Source organism: Spiroplasma endosymbiont of Megachile willughbiella (assembly GCF_964273395.1).
Lineage (GTDB): Bacteria > Bacillota_I > Bacilli_A > Mycoplasmatales > Mycoplasmataceae > Spiroplasma_A > Spiroplasma_A apis.
This window is the reverse complement of sequence record NZ_OZ187005.1, coordinates 159,864-179,871: the sequence shown is the minus strand read 5'-3', so window position 1 is coordinate 179,871 and position 20,008 is coordinate 159,864. Positions and strand designations below refer to the sequence as shown.

16 protein-coding genes are annotated in these 20,008 nt (G+C 28.6%); 5 read left to right on the top strand and 11 right to left on the bottom strand.

The annotated features are described in order from the left end of the window. Nucleotides 1–32: 32 nt before the first annotated feature. Nucleotides 33–761: a glucosamine-6-phosphate deaminase gene (gene nagB / locus ACI2WZ_RS00810; RefSeq protein WP_500244936.1), complete on the bottom strand. Its 729-nt coding sequence runs from the start codon at nucleotides 759–761 to the stop codon at nucleotides 33–35. Between the two features lie 10 nt (nucleotides 762–771). Continuing rightward, complete coding sequence (locus tag ACI2WZ_RS00805) at nucleotides 772–1,497, bottom strand: hypothetical protein (RefSeq protein ID WP_500244935.1); 726 nt, start codon at nucleotides 1,495–1,497, stop codon at nucleotides 772–774. 172 nt (nucleotides 1,498–1,669) lie between these two features. On the opposite strand from ACI2WZ_RS00805, the gene ACI2WZ_RS00800 reads away from it, so the two are divergent. From ACI2WZ_RS00800 to ACI2WZ_RS00785, 4 genes are all read left to right on the top strand, one after another. Continuing rightward, the gene (locus ACI2WZ_RS00800) at nucleotides 1,670–3,028 is read left to right on the top strand and encodes an FAD-dependent oxidoreductase (protein ID WP_500244934.1); all 1,359 of its coding nucleotides are present in this window, start codon (nucleotides 1,670–1,672) and stop codon (nucleotides 3,026–3,028) included. A gap of 176 nt (nucleotides 3,029–3,204) precedes the next feature. Beyond that, nucleotides 3,205–4,770, top strand: a complete 1,566-nt coding sequence (locus ACI2WZ_RS00795) for a PTS sugar transporter subunit IIBC family protein (protein WP_500244933.1) — start codon at nucleotides 3,205–3,207, stop codon at nucleotides 4,768–4,770. Beyond that, the gene (locus ACI2WZ_RS00790; protein WP_500244932.1) at nucleotides 4,748–6,613 is read left to right on the top strand and encodes a PTS sugar transporter subunit IIA; all 1,866 of its coding nucleotides are present in this window, start codon (nucleotides 4,748–4,750) and stop codon (nucleotides 6,611–6,613) included. Before ACI2WZ_RS00795 ends, ACI2WZ_RS00790 begins: the two co-directional genes overlap by 23 nt. After that, entirely contained in the window at nucleotides 6,613–7,737 is a 1,125-nt protein-coding gene (locus tag ACI2WZ_RS00785) for a mannitol dehydrogenase family protein (RefSeq protein ID WP_500244931.1), read from the top strand. The genes ACI2WZ_RS00790 and ACI2WZ_RS00785 overlap by 1 nt, the downstream gene beginning before the upstream one ends. 55 nt (nucleotides 7,738–7,792) lie before the next feature. Here ACI2WZ_RS00785 and ACI2WZ_RS00780 read toward each other — a convergent pair whose 3' ends face one another. From ACI2WZ_RS00780 to ACI2WZ_RS00770, 3 genes are read right to left on the bottom strand one after another with little or no spacing between them, the layout of a single operon-like run. Continuing rightward, entirely contained in the window at nucleotides 7,793–9,358 is a 1,566-nt protein-coding gene (locus ACI2WZ_RS00780; RefSeq protein WP_500244930.1) for a formate--tetrahydrofolate ligase, read from the bottom strand. Then, entirely contained in the window at nucleotides 9,351–9,701 is a 351-nt protein-coding gene (locus ACI2WZ_RS00775; protein ID WP_500244929.1) for a hypothetical protein, read from the bottom strand. Before ACI2WZ_RS00775 ends, ACI2WZ_RS00780 begins: the two co-directional genes overlap by 8 nt. Beyond that, the gene (locus ACI2WZ_RS00770) at nucleotides 9,695–10,441 is read right to left on the bottom strand and encodes a polysaccharide deacetylase family protein (RefSeq protein ID WP_500244928.1); all 747 of its coding nucleotides are present in this window, start codon (nucleotides 10,439–10,441) and stop codon (nucleotides 9,695–9,697) included. The genes ACI2WZ_RS00775 and ACI2WZ_RS00770 overlap by 7 nt, the downstream gene beginning before the upstream one ends. Nucleotides 10,442–10,553: 112 nt before the next feature. Between ACI2WZ_RS00770 and ACI2WZ_RS00765 the strand changes: the two genes are divergently transcribed. Continuing rightward, on the top strand, nucleotides 10,554–11,399 hold the full coding sequence (locus tag ACI2WZ_RS00765; RefSeq protein WP_500244927.1) for a bifunctional 5,10-methylenetetrahydrofolate dehydrogenase/5,10-methenyltetrahydrofolate cyclohydrolase: 846 nt from the start codon (nucleotides 10,554–10,556) through the stop codon (nucleotides 11,397–11,399). Between the two features lie 62 nt (nucleotides 11,400–11,461). Here the strand turns inward: ACI2WZ_RS00765 and ACI2WZ_RS00760 are convergent, their stop codons facing one another. The 6 genes from ACI2WZ_RS00760 to ACI2WZ_RS00735 all read right to left on the bottom strand — a co-directional run bounded on the left by ACI2WZ_RS00760 (nucleotide 11,462) and on the right by ACI2WZ_RS00735 (nucleotide 20,002). After that, on the bottom strand, nucleotides 11,462–13,333 hold the full coding sequence (locus ACI2WZ_RS00760) for a hypothetical protein (RefSeq protein WP_500244926.1): 1,872 nt from the start codon (nucleotides 13,331–13,333) through the stop codon (nucleotides 11,462–11,464). A 172-nt stretch (nucleotides 13,334–13,505) separates the two neighbouring features. Further along, nucleotides 13,506–14,153, bottom strand: a complete 648-nt coding sequence (locus tag ACI2WZ_RS00755) for a nitroreductase family protein (RefSeq protein ID WP_500244925.1) — start codon at nucleotides 14,151–14,153, stop codon at nucleotides 13,506–13,508. A gap of 88 nt (nucleotides 14,154–14,241) precedes the next feature. After that, nucleotides 14,242–14,838: a 4Fe-4S single cluster domain-containing protein gene (locus tag ACI2WZ_RS00750; protein ID WP_023788912.1), complete on the bottom strand. Its 597-nt coding sequence runs from the start codon at nucleotides 14,836–14,838 to the stop codon at nucleotides 14,242–14,244. Next, nucleotides 14,825–16,636, bottom strand: a complete 1,812-nt coding sequence (locus ACI2WZ_RS00745; protein ID WP_500244924.1) for an AAA family ATPase — start codon at nucleotides 16,634–16,636, stop codon at nucleotides 14,825–14,827. Before ACI2WZ_RS00745 ends, ACI2WZ_RS00750 begins: the two co-directional genes overlap by 14 nt. A gap of 8 nt (nucleotides 16,637–16,644) precedes the next feature. Continuing rightward, nucleotides 16,645–17,733, bottom strand: coding sequence for a hypothetical protein (locus tag ACI2WZ_RS00740; protein ID WP_500244923.1), 1,089 nt, complete (start codon nucleotides 17,731–17,733; stop codon nucleotides 16,645–16,647). 1 nt (nucleotide 17,734) lies between these two features. Beyond that, nucleotides 17,735–20,002 (bottom strand): hypothetical protein, encoded by a 2,268-nt coding sequence (locus tag ACI2WZ_RS00735; RefSeq protein WP_500244922.1) that lies wholly within the window; start codon nucleotides 20,000–20,002, stop codon nucleotides 17,735–17,737. Between the last annotated feature and the right edge of the window lie 6 nt (nucleotides 20,003–20,008).

Below are 20,008 nucleotides of genomic sequence, written 5' to 3'. Positions count from 1 at the left end.
TATTTTAAAATTATTGATAATGTTGAAAATTATTACTTACTTAATAAACTGGCAGAATCATCATCCAATAACAAGGTTACATTGGGGTGTTGTTGTAAAATTGAACAAGGTCATTCAGTGGTAACGGGTCCTTCAACTAGATGTTTTACTGCGTTTGCTTTACTTGAACCTGTAGCAATTAATAAAATTTCCTTAGCTTTCATGATAGTCTTTAGACCCATTGATATTGCTTGAGTTGGAACTTCCTCGATATTTTCAAAGAATCTTGAGTTAGCTTCTATAGTTGATCTTTGCAAATCAACTACCGAGGTTATTGAGTCAAAACTTGTACCAGGTTCATTAAAACCGATATGCCCATTTATTCCTAATCCTAAAATTTGTAAATCTATTCCGCCTGCTTCTTGTATTTCTTGGTCATAAGTTGCTGCTTCTGAATTAGAATTTATTAATCCAGACGGAACATGTGTTTGTTCCATTTTTATATTTACGTGTTTGAATAAGTTCTCATTCATGAAGTATCTATACGATTGTTCGTGATCTGAGCTTAATCCTTTATATTCATCTAGGTTAAAAGTTGTAATATTTGACCAATCTATATTGTCCTTTTTAGTTCTTTCAACTAGATACTTGTATGTAGACAAAGGTGAACTTCCTGTAGCTAACCCAAGTATTGCATCTGGTTTCTTTGTAATTTTTGTAATGATAATATCTCCAGCTGTTTTACCGATCTCCTCGGTTGTTTTTAATATTAATTGTTTCATAAGTTCTCCTTTAATTTATTCGTGCAAGAAATGAATTCCAATAATCAAAATATTCATATAGATTTTGTATTTTTTGGATATTAAGACCCAAATCTGGAATCATTCTTTGTAATAGCACGTATGTTAATAATCTATTTTTACCTCTAAATAAATAGCTTTTCTCCTTAGTTTTTATTATAGTTCCATAACTTTTAGGTATAACATCAACGATATCTTTGTATGAAATAACAAACACAGAAACTTGTTTATTAGATGTCAAATAAACTTTTTTATTTGAGAAATATACATCAAACTTGCCAATCATCTTCAGTTTTTTTTCCGAAGTTTCTTCAAAGAGGTGGTGCACATTAACACTAGTTTGAAGCAGATTGATTTTTTCTTTTTTTTCTAATTCAAACTTCACAGGCACTAATTTTAATGGTCTTCATGAGTTAAAGATTAGCTCGTCTAAGTCATCTAAAAATCGTTCTTCTTTTGAACTTAATGTAAGATCTAGTTTTTTGATATTTCTCTTGACTTGATTTACAAAATGCTCAGATAATTCGAAATTCTTATTAACTCACCTCCACAATACTCAGTACTTGAATTGAGCAAATGTAGTTTTATCATTAATTTTTTTTGAAATTCTTTTAACATAAAATTTTGATTTTCTTGAAATATTATCCTCGTCTAAATACTTTATTCATTTAACTCGCTTAAAAAAATAATCTACATCCATATTTGCTCGCAAAAACATAATTACACTCCTCTTATAAAACTATTTTACAATAAAAAAAATCTTAAAGAATTTTTTAATGGAAATATTTTTAAAAATAGTCTCTTTAATGAAAAAAGAATTCATAAATAAACTTTTTTTATTAAACTTCTATATTTGTATTATTATAACCTTGTAAATTGGAGGAATATAAATGAAAACTATCGTTATTGGAACAAATCATGCAGGTACCACTGCAGTAAGAACATTACGAAGATTAGACAAAAATATGGAAATAACAACTTATGACAGAAATGATAACATATCTTTCTTAGGATGTGGTATTGCTTTGTGAGTTAAAGGTGAGGTCAAAGATCCCGCGGGATTATTTTACGCATCACCAGAGATATTAAAAGAAGAAAATATTAACATTAAGATGGAACATGAATGAGTTTCTCTAGATACAAATAAAAAAGTAGTTAGAGTTAAAAATCTTAAAACAGGTGAAGAATTTGATGATAATTATGACAAATTAGTAATAGCAACTGGAACTTGACCAGTTTTCCCACCAATAGAAGGGATAACTTTGGAAGGTGTACAAATTTGCAAAAACTATCATCATGCGCAAGCAATAAAAGCTGCAAATAATGATCCAAAGATTAAAAAGGTTGCAGTTATTGGTGCTGGATACATAGGTGTTGAGTTGGTGGATGCTTTTGTGGCAGCTGGTAAAGAAGTGAGTTTAGTGGATATCGAAAACAGAATTATGCCTGTATATTATGACAGCGAATTTACTGAAAATATCGAAAGTGAAATGAGAAATCAAGGTGTAAATTTAGCACTAAATCAAAAGGTTGTAAAGTTTGTCGGTACAAATGGTAAAGTGAATAAAGTGATCACTGATAAAGGTGAAATAGAAGTTGATTATGTTGTATTTTCAGTTGGTGTTAAACCACAAACAGATCTATTAAAAAACACTCTAGAGCTTGATGCAAAAGGAGCAATTATTACAAACGAGTTTATGCAAACTTCTGTAAAAGACATTTATGCTGTTGGTGATTGTGCGCAAGTATATAATATTTCTATGAATAAGAATAGTCAAATAGCATTAGCTACAACAGCTGTTAGAACTGGTATTATGGCAGCAGTAAATATAGTTAATGGTGATTCATTAACAGGTCTAGGTTTCACAGGCGCTAATGGTATCGAAGTATTTGGATGAAAAATGGCTGCTGTTGGTCTATCAATAAACGCAGCTAATAAACTTGGATTTGATGTTGAAGAAAAACTTTTCAAAGACTCAGATAGACCAGAGTTCATGTCTTCATATAAAGAAGTAATAATTAAAATAGTTTGAGATAAAAAATCAAGAAAAATCGTTGGTGCTCAAGTTGCATCGCAAAATAATCACACCGAGGTAATGTATATGTTTGCTTTAGCAATACAAAAAGGATTAACTATTGATGAATTACCACTTGTTGATATATTCTTCTTACCTCACTTCAATAAACCTTACAACTTTGTAACTCTTGCAGGGTTAGAAGTACTAGGTTTAAACTATTTTAAAAAATAAGTTCAATTAAATCATATGAAAAACTCCTTTCAAGGAGTTTTTTTGTATGGATTTAGTTATAAATCTATATAAATAGCAAAAGTATTTTTTGTCCTTCATTTTGACAAAAAAAATGAACATGACACTTTTATAGTACGACAAAAAAATAGACAATATGCTTGAAAGGAGTCGATATAATGGACGAAATTATAAAAGATTTAAATAAGAAAGAAACCAATAATAAGTTCTCGCTTTTTTTAAAGAATAACTTTAACAAAAGAATCGCAATGCGAAGAGTACAAAAGTTTGGTGGATGACTCAGCTCGATGATCATGCCAATAATTGGGTTGATGATAGCATGAGGATTATTAACTGCCTTTTTCATAGAAAAAGGATGGACACCAGTTGCAACAATAGAAAAATATATTGTTGGCAACGTAATAAAGTATTTGATACCAGTCTTAATTGGATTCAATGCGGGTAGAATAGTTCACAAAGATCGTGGTGGTTTTATAGCAGCATTTGTTGTTTTCGCTGTAGTGCTTGGGAATGAATATAATCCAGGTTTTGCAGAAAACTCAACATCTTCACCACAATTCCTATCAGCAATGATTGTTGGACCTGCTTCAGCCGGTATCCTTCTGGGAATAGACAAACTGCTAGATGGAAAAGTTAAACAAGGTTTCGAAATGCTTGTAAATAACTTTGTAATGGGATTTTTAGCATTCGGGTTAGGTATAGGAGCCTTTTATGGGATGCCTTATGTATTTAATTCAATCACATGAGCGCTTGGAGAATTAGTAAGACTATTGATAAACAACAAACTAATTTTTCTAAGTGCTTTGATTGTAGAGCCAGCTAAAATATTTTTCCTAAACAATGCAATTAACCATGGGGTATTCACAGCGCTTTCACAAGACTTATATAGACAATACGGAAAATCAATATTGTACTTATTGGAGGCTAATCCAGGACCAGGTCTAGGAGCCTTATTAACAATTATTATATTTGATAAAAAACAAAGAGGAAATGCAGCCGGAGCTTCAGTAATACATTTCTTTGGTGGTGTGCATGAAGTATACTTCCCATTCATCCTAATGAAAATTGAAATGTTAATAGCTTTAATAGCAGGTGGACTTGTTGGTGATGCAATATTCCAAATATTTGATGCAGGATTAATCGCGCCCGCTTCACCAGGTTCAATAATAGCTATTTCTATATTTATAGCTTCTGGTGCTATGAATTATGTTGGAGTATTTCTGGGAGTATTTGCAGCATGTGCAACTACCCTTTTAGTTGGGTCATTAATTCATATTATTATGAGACGTAAATACAAAAGTAAAGAACTTTCTTATGAAGAAGCAGTTGATAAAGTTAATGATCTTAAAGGTAAAGAAAGTAAATATCTAAAACCCAACAGTGAACATGGAGTCAGTTTACCAAATATCGAAGATGTTAAAACTATCATATTCGCCTGTGAAGCAGGTATGGGTTCAAGTGCAATGGGTGCTTCTGTTTTGAGAAAAAAACTTAAGGAAAATAAAATAGATGTTGAAGTAATTAATCTACCTGTAAAAGAACTTCCAAGTGATGCAATGTTTGTAATTACACAAGAACAGTTAACAGACTTCGCTAAACAAAAAGCGCCAAACGCTATACATAAAAGTATCACTAACTTTTTAGATAAAAACTTTTATGATAAAATCATCCTAGATTTTAATAAAAAAATAGAGATGACAGATGAAAAAAGAAAGACAATTTAGAATTTTAAATATACTAATAAATTATAAAAACGTAGAAAAAGAAATGTTGATTAGTTATTTCGATATTAGCCAAAAAACTCTAAATAGAGATTTTGAAGAAATCAACATTTTTTTAAGGGGCTTAGGAGATTTCATTATTTTAGATAATGATAACAACCTCGAGTTCAAAGGAAATACGGAAAACATTCTTCAAAAGTTGCAGCTAGATGATAATTTTTTAATGAAAGAAGAAAGATTATTATATATTTTCTTAATCTTACTGAGAGATAAAAAAACTACAGAATTACAACTAGCAGACGATCTAGATATTTCCTTAAATATCATTGAAGATGATATTAATGAGTTAAGAAATATTTGTAATAAACAAAAAATAAATTTAACAATTAGCAAACAAGGATTGAAAATTGCAGATGTCACTGAAGAAAATGAGATTGAAGCTGTTGTAGAACTTACAACTAAATGTTTGTTATTTAAAAAAGTTTACTCGATTTTGAAATTAAACAAAATAGAAAAACTTTTTTCTAGTTACATTTATACAACACTAAAGAGAAAATATAAAATTGATATTTATAATAAGATATTTCATTGAATAATTGAGTACACAGCAAACCACATTAATATATCTAACTTAAATGCCATTTTGCTATCGATCAAAATTACGTACTGATTAAATCATTCAAAAAACTCTATACTATTAGAAAAACTTAAAGACTCAGCTTATTATAACGAGTTCATTGATAATATTGGTGGGTTATATTGTAGTGATGATATTAATTACTTTTTAAGTAAAAAGATCTCAATAGATAAAAATAAAAATAGTGTTATCGAATTTGTAAACAATCTAGATAAAGGATTATTCAAGCTATTCAATGAAAAATTATGTCTAGATAACAATATAAAAGAAAGAATTGTAAATCACTTGGCATCAAATATTTATATTCAGAATGTGGATGAGTTTGTTATCAAAGAATATTCAAGAAGTTTACAACCATACAAAAAGAAGTTTGTTGAACTATGAGAAGAAATTGAAAAAAATTTAGCTTTATACTTTAGAGATCTAAAATCATTTGAGGTTCTTGCATATGAAATATTTATACATGTGCTTGTATGGTTTGATACATACATATATAATGAAAAACTAAAGCTCTTAACTATCTGTATTGGGGGGTTTGGTCAGAGTGTTATGATTAAAAACCACTTAAAACCAATTTACCGAAATGCAGATGTTGAGAATTTACCTTACTCGTCGGTTAATAAAAAACTTCTAATGAAATACGATTTAGTTATTTCTTCAATTGACTTAAGTGAATACAAATTACCAAACATTTTAGCTATGCCAATTATCTTAATTCTAAGTAAGAAAAAAAACATACATAAAATAATAAGTGAAAAAATATATAGAAAATTAATAGGTGAGAAAATGGAGACACAAATCTTAAAAGCAGAAAATATATTAATAAAGCAAAAAGCAAAAAGCAAAATTGATGCCATAAAACAATGTGGTAATTTACTTATAGAACAAGGTTATATTACAGAGGACTATGTGAACTCAATGATAGAAAGAGAAAAAAAGTTCTCCGTGTACATTGGTAACTATTTAGCCATTCCTCATGGAATAAACGATGAAGGAGTAATAAAAGATGGAATAGTTATTGTCCATTACGATGAACCAGTAGATTATGATTCAAATCCTGTGCACTTTTTTATAGGAATAGCAGCTAAATCTAACAATCATGTAGATATATTATCAAATATTGCTGAAAAGATGATGGATATTGACTTTGTTGAGGATTTAATCAAAAATCCTTCAAAAGATAGAATACTAAAGGAGTTCAACTTTTAATGAAGATTTTACATTATGGTGCTGGTAATATTGGTCGTGGTTTCATTGCTCCGATATTATTAAATAGTGGTTTTGTAACGGAATTTTATTTCATCGACAACAATAAAGAACTTATAAACAAACTTAAAAACAGCAAAGAGTATAAAATAAAATATTTAGATGAAAGCAATAAAGTTGATACCGTTAAAGGTTATAAAGCATTGTTATCTAATGAACTAGAGAGCAATTTGAGCTTAGAAACCATTGATGTGATAACAACCTCAATTGGCTCAGGAAATTTAAAGCATATCATAAGTCAAGTTATAAGTATAATAGAGGCTAAACAAAAATCAAACACACCATTAATTATAATGTGTTGTGAGAATGGTGAAAAAGTATCTTCATTCTTCAAAAATCAAATCGAGGAGCATCACGTTATAAATAATGATCTAATAAAATTTGTAGATGTTATGGTGGACAGGATCGTTCCTAATGAAGTATCTGATGACTTGAGTATCAAAGTTGAACCTTATTATTCTTGAGTAGCGAATGAAGATGCTTGACCAGAACAAACTAATAAATTTGAAACAATAACATATACAAATAACATTGATGCAGAGATTTGTAAAAAGGTATGAATGCTAAATGGAGCTCATGCAACTATAGCTTGAAAGGAATGAACACTTACAAAGTTCGAGAAGAAATACATAAACATAACGTTAAACGACGCTAAGGACCACACTCTTCTTTATTTTTTACAAGATTATTTAAAGGAAATATCTGAAATAGTTTCAGTTGAATTTAATTATGACAAAGAAAAACTAGAGGATTTTATAGAAACCATTATTAAGAGATTCACCAATAATTATATTAAAGATGATTTTGAGAGAGTTGCTAGAAACACTATTAAAAAGTTGCAATTAGATGAAAGAATAATGAAACCTTTTTTAATAGCTAAAAAAAATGATATAAGCTTTGTGAAGTTGAAAGAAACAATTATAAATGCTTTTTCATATAACAATACTAATGATGAGGATGGAACTATTATTCAAAGTTTGTTACAAGAGAACAAATCTTTAGATTACATAATAAAAAAATTAGTAGAAAATATAGATGACTCAATAATCCAATTGATAACAAACTAATTATGTTTCGCCTAATCTGAAATAAAAAAATGTAGAGTAATCTACATTTTTTTAATTATTTTAAACCAGTTATACGATCGTTTTCAACGTCAATACTTTTTGAATTTGGTTCTTTATTTAAACCAGGCATGCTCATTATTGCATTTGTAAAAACTAAAATAAATTTGGCTCCACTATTTATTCTAACGTTTTTGATTTTCAATAAATAGTTTTTGTCTTTGGTTTCATTACCGTCAATTGCACTGTGAGACTTAACCATACAAAGCGGCAAGTTTCTATATTTTGAGTTCTCTATTTTTTCAATTTCTTTTTTTGCCTCATCTGTAATTGAGAAATCTTTTAAGAAATAAAAGTTTTCAGTTATTTTACTAATTTTGTTTTCTATTTTATCCATTGGGTTTATTAACTTTCTAAAAGTGAAGTTTTTGTTGGAAATTTCTACAACTTTTTTAGCAAGTTTTTCGGCGCCTTTGGGACCCTTAACATATGCTTCATTTATTTCTCAAGCATAATTTTTCTCATCCAACCATTTTTTTAAATATGTTAATTGATTTTCATCATCGCCCTCTATAAAGTTTATAGCCACTAAAAAATTTAAATCATAGTTCTTTATGTGTGAGATGTGTTTTTCTAAATGATCAAAATTGTTTTCGAAATCTTTATGCAAATTCAATGCTCTTAAAGTAACTACCATAACTACACAATCAGGAATAAAACTATTTTGTTCGTTTACAACATTCATAAACTTTTCAAAACCTAAGTCGCTCCCAAACCCTGATTCCACAATAGCATACTCCCCTAACTTTAAGGCAAGATCTGTTGAAATAACTGAGTTTGTACCAGTGGCGATATTTGCAAAAGGTCCACAGTGTACAAAAGTTGGTGAGTTGTGTTTTGTTAAAACAAAGTTTGGTTTTATAGCATCCTTCAAAAGAGCCATCAATGAACCTGTAATTCCCAATCTTTCTAATAAAACTTCTTCTCCGTTTAAATCATAGGCCACTATACTTTCGTTAAGTCTGCATCTCAAATCTTCCTCGTTTTTAGATAAAGACAAAATAGTCATCATATTACTTGCTGCAGTAATCGTAAACTCTTCTTTTCTTGATAAGGTTTTTGATATTTGTAAGTCAACTTTTCTCAAAGCTCTATCATTTAAGTCTAAACATCTTTTTCAAATTATATTTTCTGGGTCGATATTCAATTTATTTCCTCAATATAATTCGGAATCAATAGAAGCAGATATTAAATTATTTGCAGTTGTTATTGCATGAATATCTCCTGTAAAATGAATATTAATTTTATCCATGGGTATAACTTCACTTTCACCGCCTCCAGTTGCAGTACCTTTTCTACCAAAGACAGGACCTAAACTTGGTTCTCTTAAAGCTAAAATTGCTTTCTTTCCGATGTAGTTAAGACCATCAGTTAAACCAATTGCAGTTGTTGTTTTACCTTCTCCTGCTGGGGTTGGATTTATCGAAGTCATTAATACTAATTTTGCTTTTCTTTCCAAGGAAACAAAATTTTTAAAATTAACTTTTGCAATGTCATTTCCGTAGAGTTCGTACTCGTCTTCTTTCAAGTTAAGTGTTTTTAAAACTTCAGTTATTTTATTCATTTAAACCTCTTTTTATTTTTTTAAAAAAATAAATTTCTACTATTAAAAAATATCCAAATATCAATGTAAGGGTAACCAAACACATAATTCTATTAATTATTATATACTTGTAACTGTTTGTAAGAAAATAAAAATTCATAATACTCAAAACAAAAAAATATCCACAAATAAATAATGCTAAACAATCAAACGTCACAAGTAACTTAAACGCTTTTTTGTTTTTCTTCACTTCAAATCTTTTAATTATAAAGTATACTGTTGCAACTATAAAAACGGCTGACACCAATGTTGTAGCTATTCCTGTCACATCTATGAAATCTGATAACATACTTAAATTTACCATACTAGTTCTCCAAACTTTTTGTAATACCTTTTACTGCTAGGATTAAAATTCGTAAACTCATATCCTCTGTTTTTGATTTCCTTTATCAAATCGTTCAAAAATAGTTTTGCATAATGTGTTGAATGCATAATAAATATTTCACCAGGTTTTAGGTTGTCAAGATATCTTTTAATAATTTTATCATGACCGTGTTTTTCATAATCTCAATCTCCACTTAGGTAGCCACCTGTAAAATAAGTTCTCTTTGTTGTTTCTAAAACTTTTTTCAAACCATTATAAAATTGAAGATAAGGCATTCTCATTGGAATTTCATAGTTTTGGTCTAACTCAAAGTTCTCTCTAATTAAATTGTCAGTTTCTAATATTTCATCTATTAGTTTTTGTTTATTATTTTGATATTTAGAATGCGAATATGAATGATTACCTACGGACATATCTGACTCTTTTATTTTCTTAAATAATTCTTTTTCACTATTTTCATCAGCATATTTTTTTATATTACTTCCGGTAAAAAAGAAAGTACCTGTTGCGCCATTAGATTCCAATATATCAATGATCTCTTTATCATTAACTTTGTTTGGTCCGTCATCGAAAGTTAACATAACCACTTTCTCTTTAGTTGCTATCCTATTTATTACGTATGAGTTTTTGTCATTAATCGAATTGTAAACTAATGTTCCAAATAAGAATAAAAGCGTTAATATCATAAAACTATAAACGAAATATTTCAAAATTTTCATTTTATTCTCCTTAATTACTACTTAATTAAAACATAGATAAGAAACTATTAAAACATTATTGTATTTTTTTTATTATAATATGTATTGGAAAGCAAAGAGTCAGGAATTAAATATGGATAACAAAATAATTGATGGTAAACAACTATCATTGGAACTTTTAAGTAATTTAAAGAGCAAAATTGAAAAATGTTGTTTACAAAGACCCCCAGTTTTAGTGATCGTTCAAGTCGGAAATAATTTAGCAAGTAACAAATACATAAAAAATAAATTAAAGGCTTGCGAAACTGTGGGAATTATAGGGCGAAACCTTAGATTAGAAGAAAATATAAACCAAGAAGATTTGAGTAAAAAAATAAGCAATTTGAACGAGGATGATGAAGTTGATGGGATTATTGTGCAACTACCACTGCCCAATCATATTGATGGAAGCAAAATAAACAATTTAATTTCACCAACTAAGGATGCTGATGGTTTTACTCCAAATAGCATGGGAAGTCTAATTTTAAATAATACCAATATATTTCCTGCAACACCATCAGGAATATTGAAGTTACTAAAATGGAAAAAAGTTAACTTGGTAGGTTCTAATGTTGTAATAATTGGAAGAAGTAACATTGTGGGTAAACCTTTAGCAAATATACTAATAAACGAATCTGCAACTGTGACGATTTGTAATACAAAGACTAAAAATCTTAGCGAAATATGCTCAAAAGCAGATATTTTAGTAAGTGCCGCAGGTTCCCCTGGTTTGGTAACAAAAGATTTTGTAAAAAAAGATAGCATTGTTATAGATGTGGGTGCAAATTTTGTTCAAGGTAAATATTGTGGAGATGTAAATTTCGATGATGTTATAAGCAAGGTTAGTTTAATCACACCTGTTCCTGGTGGAGTTGGTCCGATGACAATAGTTTGTTTACTTGAAAATGTAGTGAACTTATACTTGAATAAACTAAAATAATTAATATATATAACAAAACCCCTTATTGCTTTATAAGGGGTTTTGTTTTTGTGTTATTTATTTTAGATTTTATTTATAATTTTGTGTTCCTCATTCATAACTTTTGTTTTGTTTTTGTGCCTGATGGCAACATTAACAATCATAGAAATTAATGTCATTGAGAATACAACTCCTAATATTAAGATAAACTTAAATATTGTTGGACTCAAGAATACCATTGTTATTAAAAATAAAATATTTACTAACAATGAAAAAAACGCATTACCAAGAACATGATCTATAATCATAGCCATTTTAAATTCATCTTTACTCACTAATGTTTTATAATAACTTGCTTTTGTTCTTTCTATAAGAATATAACCTGCACCAAAAAGAAACTGTACAGCAATTAAAAGAGCATAATAAAGAGTATTTGGATTATTAAAACCTAGAAACTTATAAGCTAATATATAAGCAAAAAGAGACATAAACCCAAAAACTATTAATAACATTCCAATCATGTTGAGTTGACTATGATGTTTTTCTTTTAAGCTGACTTGTCGAAGTATTGCTTGAGCAATAAACTTAGAAAGAAAACCTAATACAAGATAGATATATATATTACTCTCATTGAAAGAGTAATATAATTCTTTGTTTTCTAATCGTACAAAAAAGAATAAACATAATGCAATTTCAAGAAACTTAATGATACCTACAAATAAGTTTTGAGAGAATATAGATATAAAGAATATCTTATTAGTTTTTAAAGTTTTAAACTGGCTTTTATCTACATCCAGAACATTACCTTTATCCATTATGTTTTTATTTGTAAATAACAAAATTATTATAGTTACTGCCAACATACCTAGAAAGATAACATTAAAAGTATTTTTTGAATATTCGTTTATTATGAACGGTATAGGAATAGTCCAAAAAATTGTAAGGCTTGTAATTTTATTTGTAATGTGGGCGTTACCATTTCTTAAATCATGGCTTTTAATCATTTCTATATTAATTGGCACAAATCCTGCAATGAATATTCCAAAAAGAATTAATCCTAAAAAAAGCAAAATATGGGCCACGATATTATTGCTAAAAGAGAAAGCCAGAGTAGTAACAACTGTTGCAATCAATAATCCAAAACTATTAAATTGTAACAAATTCTTGTTCCCGACTTTTTTCTTAAGTTTCATTCAATTCGGTGTAATTATTAACATCAACACCGGCACAATTAAGATCGCTGCTAAATAATGTATATTAAATGAAACTACAATTTTATAAGGTATGAATGCTAAAAAGTTCACCATTAACATTAATGAAACTATTAAAGATAGCATTTGAATTATATAGTATTTTTTATCATCATAATATTTCATGTTTATTATATTCTCCTTATCTTCTGTGTACTGCTTAAAATTCTTATTAAATAAGAAATCATTTTTACCGAGTAACTTGTTGAATAGTTTTTCTACTCTCTTGAGAAAAATAATCGGTAAAAAACAATAAAGTGCAAACATTACGTGTATGTGAACAACACGTGCCAAGTAAATTGCCATACCATTTTTTCAATCTGTTATTGCCGTTCAAAAAAACAAAATATAGAAATCGTTGAATGTTGAAAAGACTAAAAAAGCAATATAAATTATTATCCTATATTTGAAACTTTGTTTTCTTATTACTAACATTACAAGTCAAACGGTAATATTAGTTGCTAAATATGCTAGACCTTCAATGATGGTTGGTTTTATAAAAAACATCAAAAAGCTTATTGCCAAACTTATTGTTAGAGATGATTCTCAAGTAAAAACCAAACAACAAAGTACAACTACAAATAAACCGAAATCTAAGCCAGGAACTCAAACAAAAAAAATATTTAAACAAACACTTAAGGCACTAATTAGTGCAATTACACAAATTTTAATAATAGCTTGTGTTTTTTTAGTTTGTGAATTCATAAGTTCTCCTTTCTTTAATAAATTAAAAAAAGGCTCTTGGAGTTAAAATCATTCATACTTTTGTAAATAAAATGCATAATCATTATCCCCTAACTCTAATTAATTATATAGATATATTGCGCATTGAGGTACTCCAATTAAAAAACAAGAGCTATTACCCTTGTGAATCTTATTATTTAATTATTTTAGACATTTCATTCAAGGGTCTTCTTATCTTTTCAAACGCGTGATGATTTTCTTTTGATTTATCAACTTTACCAAGAAACGCACCCAAGACCAATCTTTCTTTAGAGAGATCAATTAAACCATTTTTTTCCAGTACAGCCTCAGCTTTTTTTGGATCAAACCCTTCTGACGGACAAATGTCAAGATTTAGTTCTTGCACTGTATTTAATAATACACCAAGACTTAAATATACTTGTCTTGCCGCTCACTCACCAACATCTAAACTGTGTGTTTTTAAAACTAAATCCAAACCACTTTTACGATAGGTTTTTATGTGTTCAAAACCATCTGGTATATTTCTGTTGTTTTGTTCATCAATTCATTTATTGATTATAACTTCGTTAGTAGGAATGTATCATAACAACAGAGCTGACGATTTATTTACTCCTATTTGATTTCATCATGTCTCAAATAATTCATCTCTGATCTCTTTATTTTCTAGGTAAACTACCCTAAAAGGTTCCATTCCAAAAGAAGTTGGTGCCATTCTAATTGATTCTAATATTTCATTAATTTCTATGTCTGATAAATTATAATTTTCTATGAACTTTTTAGCTGATCTTCTTTTTGATACAAATTCTAAACTTTTTGTCATAACAATCTCCTATAATTTAAACTTAAATAATATTAATAAATTTATACCTGGTTAGGTACTTATAAAGTATAACTTTTTTAGTTATGTATTACTCGATTTTAAAATTAAACTTGCCATTTTCATCATCAAATACAACTCCATCGCCATTTATAGCTAATCTATTATTATAAAGTTGAATTTCAACCTCAGAGTGTGGTTGCTCAAAATAATCACAATTTTTGTATTTCTCCGATAATTTATGAACCCTTTGATTTTTACTTCCTATAAGTCTTCTTTTTCTATCTAAAAGTTTCATAATGAATGGCCCATCAATTAAAATATCTATTTTCGAGAGAATATCTTGGTGTTCCTCTAAAAGTTTCTCGTATATATAACCAGTGAAACATATTACAGTTAAATCTTTGTTGTAACAAAAGTCTACTATTTCTTTTAGACCGTCGGGTTGTAAGAAGGGTTCACCACCGATTAAGGTTACTCCTTCTATATTAAATTTTTCTTTGGCTTCAACAATCTTTTCAAAAATATAACTTGTTGGCATGAAAAACTTTGGTTCTAATGGTAAAAGTTCTTGATTGGAACAACCATTACACCCAATGTTACATCCTTGAAATCATAAAACAAATCTTGTTCCTGGTCCCTCAATATCACTGTTCATTAAAAATTTGCCTACATTAATATTCGCCATAAAATTGGAAACCTAATTTATTGGTAGTATCAATTGTTCTTATTTTACTTCCCGGTTTCATTGAAGGTAAATTCTCAAAAATAAACTCTGAGAGAGGGTCGACAAGGTTTGATTCTAAAGAGTTAACCACATCACGCCCACCTCTTCTTTCATCTGCATCTTTTAACAAAATTGATAATATTGTTGGATTTGAAAGATCTATGTGAAGCTCCACTTTGTATTTTTCATATATCGCCATCTGAAGTGGTCTAATTTTTTGTTTTATAATTGCCGCTTTCATTGAAACATCTTTTATAAAGTTGAATGGGACAATGTTATTTCCAAACCTCCCTAATAACTCGGGTCTATTTAATTCGTTTGTGAAATGATTGTGTACTTTTTTGATGAAGTCTTTAAATATTTCATCTTTGCTTTGATTTGGTGATACGTCTGCTGCACCTATATTTGATGTGAATATTATAAAAGTTTCACTAAAACTTATAGTTTGTCCAGTGTTATCTGTAAGTCTACCATCCTCAAGGATTTGTAAAAACTTATCAAAAATTTTGGGACTAGCTTTTTCAATCTCATCAAATAAAACTACACTAAAAGGCTTTTCTTTAACAGCATTCGTTAGCTGTCCACCACCTTCAAACCCGACATATCCAGGGGGCGCTCCTATCAACTTTTGATCTGCGTTGTCTTGGCCATACTCAGACATATCAAATCTAATTAAGTTAGCTTCATCATTAAATAAAAACTTTGTTATTGCTTTCGCTAACTCAGTCTTACCCGTACCTGTTGGACCCACAAAAAATAATGTCCCTTTAGGTTTTGAACGACTAGCAGAGTAAGTTATTCCAGTTAAACCGGTGAAAGCTTTGTAAATAACTCTGGTAACTTTTTCAATTGCGTCATCTTGTCCTATAACTCGTTTGCTCAACTCACTTTTGATAGATAACATTTTCTCATAATTCAATTCTTCCCAAGGAGATACCTTGTCACCATATTTATATATGTTCATCATATTAGCGAATGTTAGCGTTTGTCTGAAATTGCAAGTAAACTTTACAAAGTGAGACAACTCTTTGATTGTTCATCCTTCTGTAGCATCTACTATATTTTCAAACTCTTCATTGACATCAATTAATGATATTCTAACTTTTACAGTACTTAAAAACTGTTTGCGTTCTTCTCTACTAGGCTTTGGTAAAGTACTTATTAAAATTTCTGGATTGTCTAAATAAAAACTTGGCGGAAGTTGATTAATTTTTTTTGTGATAAATATAACACAACTTGTTAACTCATCTATTCTTGATATAACAAACTTAAACTCTTTTAAAGTTTTAGAGAACTCCGTTAGGACAAATCGGTCTTCCATATCCATTGATTGTTCATTAAAAACAAAGTTAGTGTAGTCGGCAATAAAACCAATTGTTTTATCATCTTCCCTATTTAAGTTTTTATTCAACACTTTAAAAAAATCGATTGGCTTTCTCACTTCTGAAGAACTATCATCTGTTTGTTTATTGTTTTCAAAAAGTTCTTCAAACTCATTATAACTTGTATTGGAAGCCGCTTTCTTATCTTCATTTGTCAATATCAACGAGCTCATTTTGCTTCCTCTTAGACCAGAGTTTGTGTCATAAATGAATATGTCAGAGAAATTTTTCTCATTGAATACTGTTTTTAAGTACTCATGGACATTTACATATCTACCTTCCAACTCATAAATATCGTCAACATTTCCCTCTAATATGATGACTTTTTTTATCCCTATAATATTTTTTAATTGTTCCAACTGTTTTTTAACACTCATATTTACACCTACTTACTTGAATTGTACTTCTTTTTATGAAGTTTTTTTACATCTGCCACATATTTTGGCTCTCTGTATACTTTTTTATAAGCCTCACTTGAGGACAAACCAAACTCTTTCAACTTTTTCATAAAGTCGTTTGCATCTTCATCATGATCATGATTTTCAAAGCCTTCATAGTTATATATGAAGCTTCCATCCAATCTTACTGCAAAGTCAGCAGTTTCACCAGATGGTTTTTCCCCATGAATGAAGATAACATTTTTTTCTTTTTTATTAATGATATTCTCGGGATTGACTACGTATCCTATGCTTCTTATTGCATTCACTATTTTTATTACGTTGTCTCTTCTTACTAACTCACTCTCTGTACTCTTAGATGCGTTCATAAAATAACTTTTAACGTTTCTGAATAAGTTTTGTTCATTCGTAACTTCTTTAAAAGTTGAAACTTCATCTTTAAGATAATCTTCCATACCTTCTTCATCTTTAATATATTCAATCGAACTTTTTACAACATCATTAATAATGTGCTCTGTTTTTTGTTTTTGATTAAAAATGTAGTTTTTAGCTTCCTCTATAACATCGTTTTTAGGTAAATTTATTAATCTAACTTCGTTATCTATTAGAAACTTTTTTACAAGTATCTTATCATCTGTCGATACTTGGCTTTGAATAATTCCTTGTACAAGTTCTTGAAAACTAGCATAACTCTTATTTATAAGGGCATTGGAAATAAACTTTTGTTCTGTATTGACAATATCTTTTTTATAAATAAAAACTTTAGTTTTTAAATCTGCAATAGTTTCTCTTTTTCTTTCTAAATAATTATTAATTTTATTATATTGTTCTATTGCTATGTGTTCGTCTTTTTGAACTTCCTTAGCCATTTCATCTGCAATGCTCATATCTGAAAGTTTTTTTTCTACTTCCTTATATAGTTTATTAATCTCCTCTTGATGAAAATTTGAGGCGTCAATCATTTTGCACTTCTCTATTTCTTCTTTTATGTAACTTAGTAAAAGTTTTAAATCTTTTTTGATTAACTCAAAATGTTTCTTACAATTAAGTAATACTTGTTGTGCTGACATACTCATATTAATTTCCTCCAAAGACTTGTTGATAATGGTCCAGATCTTTCTTATTAAAGTTTTTTTGTTTACCAAATATAATACATAATGCTTTAAATATATTCGTTTCGTTTTTATTAATTCATTTTTCTTTTTTTGTATCTGTATTTTCGACATACTTGTTTCATGTTAGTTTCAACTCTATTGGAAAGCTAGATATGTTTTCTTTAACATTTGAATCCAAAACTTTTTCGCACTTGCTTAAATAATTTCCTGCTAATAGCTGAACTTTATAGTTTATTGTATCATGGTCCTCTACACTCAATGCTTTTCTTTTTACATCATAATAATAAGGGTATAATTCATTCAATAAAAGCGCCAAGGCCTGTAAATATGAACTGTAGTTTTGCATACTTAAGTTTTCTTTTGTTACAACCCTAATCATTTTCAGGATGCTTTCGTAGTTAACTTCAACTTCTTCAAGGTTATTGTTATACAAATCTTTTAGTAACTCACCTACTTTGTTTATCAACAATGAATGCTGTTGCCATGTTTTAGAGTCAAACATATTTTCATCGACCAAGTCTTTTTTTAGATTATCTTTTGCATACAATAACAAATTTACTAGCGAATCATTATGATTTTCCAACCAGCCATCGAAGTTATTTTTTTCTAAAATAGAGTTAATCAAAAATATATTTTCTATTGATGTATTTTTATAGAATGATTGCAATACTCTAAATAGGTTTTTAGACTTTTTGAAACTGTAGTTTTCAATTCACTCCAATGTATTAAAACTTATGTCGTCATTAGTAAGCTCTATGATACATTTACACAAGCACTTTTCAAAAAAGTTTATTCCTTCTGAGTCATTTTCAAAAACATAACTTGTTTTGATCTCATTTATATCATTATTACTTTTTAAACATTCCTTTAAAAAAGCGATAAGAACTTTTTGAAGTTCTAACTCCAAACCAAGTTTTTTTGACACTGTGTAAATCAGCTCAGAATTGGTAAAAACTTTTTGTGTTAGTTCTCAACGATAGTTTTCTAGTGTTTTTACAAAAGAGTCTTTGAAAGTAGTATCTAAATTTAAAACTTTAAGTTTTTTACTTTCAACTAAAACCGGTGTCTTGAAATCTAAGTAATTCAAATATTTATCTAACAAAGTATATGCTTTAACTTTGTTTTCAGAGTCAACATAAATCAATGAGCTCTCATTTAAAAACTCATTATTCATGTTTTCGAAATAAACAATATTTTTGTTGTTTGAAACTTCTAGCAATTTATTGTTAATTTTAGAATTGTAAATAATTATAGTGTCTGAACATGATGTTACCTCTTTAGTTTTAAGAAGTTTGTCAACTGAGTAAATATCTTCACCATTAATTAGTAGAAGTGACCAATTATAGTGATTAGAAATATCATTCAAAGAAAAGAAATTGTCATAATGTGTGCCTTCTATACCAACATTTGTTTTGGGAATAAAAATCTCTTTCAATTTATTTGTATACTTTTTCAAAACTCCCTTAGCTATTTCTACCTGAGCAACATCATTATTTTTAAGATAGTTATCTATAACTTTTTCTTTTGTTTCAATTTTGAATCAATTGTTTTCTATTATAAGTTTTCCGTCTACTGCTTTTTGCACATTATCAATATTTTGTTCTACAAATGTAGGATCTAATGTATCATTTTTACCTTTAAGTTCAACCTGAATGAATTTAGAGTTTTCACCAAATAATTCTTCGTTCTTTTCCATAAACTCAATAGCTTCATCTTCTAAGAAATTATTGTTATAAAAAAAGTTAGGTTTTTCTGTTACTTCGATTAAGCTACTATACTTAACACCTGAAACTCTTTTATCTCAATTGACTTCCCTAATTCTTTCATAAGTTTTTTTAATAGGATCAAAACTAAGTTTAAAATCTTGGTATTTATTATATTGTGAAATACTATATATTTTTTTTAAAAAGTTTTCTTTTATTTTTTCGTTTACCCACATATCTTTGGTTTTTAAATCCATATCTAAGATACTTCAAATGTCATTTGACTTATTTGTTTCAACAATATCAAAGTCAATTAAATCTTTAAGCGCTCGTTCAAAAATATATGCGTTTGTTATCTTTAGGTCTCTTTCAAGAATTTCTCTTATGGAGAGATTCTTATTCGGATGAGTAATCAAAGTTGCTAAAATCACAAATTCAGGAAAAGTTGGTTTTCTTATTTCTGAGTACTTGATTTTTAGTTGTAAGACTTTCTTGTTATATAAAATTTCAATTTTTTCAAAAACCATCTTATC